The following is a 2,404-nucleotide window of genomic DNA, read 5'->3' on the forward strand; positions in this document are numbered from 1 at the left end:
AACCGTCGTGATCGCTGCCGTCAGCGTCGTCTTGCCGTGGTCAACGTGACCAATCGTACCAACGTTCACGTGCGGCTTGGTCCGCTCAAACTTTTCCTTGGCCATTTTCAACTCCCAAAAGGAATTTCACAGGTTGCGCCGCGCGCAAACAAGACACTGACTTTTTACTGCTGGTGCCCATGGGCAGGATCGAACTGCCGACCTCTCCCTTACCAAGGGAGTGCTCTACCACTGAGCCACATGGGCGCTTTAAGCTTCAACTTCGCGGTCTGGAGCGGGTGAAGGGAATCGAACCCTCGTCGTAAGCTTGGAAGGCTTCTGCTCTACCATTGAGCTACACCCGCACGGGCTACAAACGATTCCCTACCGCTCACTGCGCTGATATCTTGGTGGAGGAGGTTGGATTCGAACCAACGTAGGCGTAAGCCAACAGATTTACAGTCTGCCCCCTTTAGCCACTCGGGCACCCCTCCGTAGAGAACTGACGATTATGGGGGTGCATCGCACTTCTGTCAAGCACATCCGGAAGATTATTTTTACTCTCTTCCTGACGCCCGCTTGACCATCGACCTCCCGCCCCTGCCCGGCTAAGGCAAGCGTGGGTGCTACCGATCAATGCCACATCTTCGTCAGACTCCGCCCTCAACGTCGATCTGCATCTAAGCTGAAAACGAAAGACCGCCATCATACGACCTCTCGCGCACTCTGCCAAGCGGGTAAACGAAAAATTTCCGCAAATTTCGTGCCGGGCGGCTTTAATGCCCCATCCTCACTGTTTTTGAGGCGCCGCTTCCGAATTCATCGGTTATCTGGCTCGGCTAGCAGGTGATAGACGTGACTGAGCGTTCCGGCGTTTTCCAATAACTGCATCCGACCATCTGTTCGAGGCTGCCGACGGGAGGTCATGGGCTCGCCATCGGCCTTTGCCGACCTCAGCGACAAACGCGATACCATCGCGGGTCAACTGCGCGCCTCCGGTTCGGATTCTTATGCGCCTGCTCGCGCTTGCGATGGCCTTCATGGCTTTGACCGCGCATGCCACCGATCTGTCGCTCCCCGTTGTCGCGCGGCGATCACCAGGATCCGGAGGCAAGCGCTGGCTGACAGCCACGCTCCAGGGCGCCCGGCGGCAACCTCACTGCTCGCCGCATATGACCTGCTGAAGCCGACCAACCTCAGTATCCGGTCGGCCTATCGCAGCGAAACGGCCACATACCCGCACATCCCGCTTGCCCGTACGATGCCAGCCCCCGCGCGCAGCTGAACACCCATACCTGCGGAGGATTCGACGCCGGCGCGTTTTCCGCGCCGCATCCATCCGACGACGCCGAAAAGTTGACTTGCGACATCCGGTGTTCGACATCTTCCGCTTGCTGCCCAGCGTTGGCCGCGCTAGCCCGAGATCAACGTCGGAACACGATGCGCCGGTTTCCGCCGGTCGATGGCTCCGCACTCCGGGATCCCGGTACCGCATGGACGGTGCGATCGACCAGCATCGACGCCGACGGCACGCACGTCGCGCTTATGGGCGAAGGGGGAGACTGCTTTGGCAACGCTGCCTGTACGCTCATCGAAGAAATTCATGTGTTGCACGATGGGTAGCCGGTGCTCGTCAAAAGGAACAGTTCGGATTTCTGAGGTCATCCAGGTGATGGACTCGCGGACGTCCGGTGCACGCCACAGACCGAACCTTTCCATCCGGCGGGCCACACGCACTCGTTTCTGCGCGCGAACCAACTTGAGCGAAGATACTGCGAATTGAGATACAAAAAACTTGGGATGACTACACGATGCCATCCGGAGCGCGGCTCGACTTCACGCGCTCGATGGGCAACAGTGGTTCAACACTCGCGGAAAAAGCACGCCAGGACGTTCGATTAACGGACCGGGTGCCAAGGTCGAGCTGACGGCTCATGTGGTGACGGGGCCATGAAACATGCTCGATAGGCACGGAATTGCAATGGAGACTTTTGCCCGAGGATGAGCACGATACGCCGATGAACAGCGCCCGATAATCGGAAATTGGGTGGTTGGCGAGACCACACTCGACCAGAACGCTCAAATCTGAGCCGAGAGGTAGTCAGGTATGTGACGGAGTTGCTGCTCGAGCTGATCACCGTCGTCGTGAACAAGCGAGTAGGTGGATGTTTGAATGTGGGTTCCAGCCTGCACCCGCTGGCGGCCCGGGACCAGCTCGATCAGTGGCGCAGCGCTGCGGATTACTCGAGAACGGCAGGCGCCTGAATCAGCGCATTCGTCGTCTCGGCTCCGGCCAGGCCGCCATCCCGATCCCGCATGCATTTCCGCCGCGCCAATGCAAGAACCCCCGCCTTTCGGGCGGGGGTTCTTGGCTTAGGGAGCCTGACGATTACCTACTTTCACACGGGAATCCGCACTATCATCG

The 2,404-nt window shown here is 59.0% G+C and carries 1 protein-coding gene and 3 tRNA genes; all 4 read right to left on the reverse strand.

The window, feature by feature from the left end; all coding sequences use genetic code 11:
- Positions 1-105: GTP-binding protein (locus HWX39_RS35730; RefSeq protein ID WP_034194841.1), on the reverse strand; the 105-nt coding region annotated here is incomplete at its 3' end.
- A gap of 66 nt (positions 106-171) precedes the next feature.
- Positions 172-246: transfer RNA gene (locus HWX39_RS35735), tRNA-Thr, on the reverse strand.
- A gap of 24 nt (positions 247-270) precedes the next feature.
- Positions 271-344 (reverse strand) — tRNA-Gly (locus tag HWX39_RS35740).
- Between the two features lie 43 nt (positions 345-387).
- Positions 388-473: transfer RNA gene (locus tag HWX39_RS35745), tRNA-Tyr, on the reverse strand.
- Positions 474-2,404: the final 1,931 nt, after the last annotated feature.

The organism is Burkholderia sp. BCC0322 (genome assembly GCF_902833045.1).
Classification (GTDB): Bacteria; Pseudomonadota; Gammaproteobacteria; order Burkholderiales; family Burkholderiaceae; genus Burkholderia.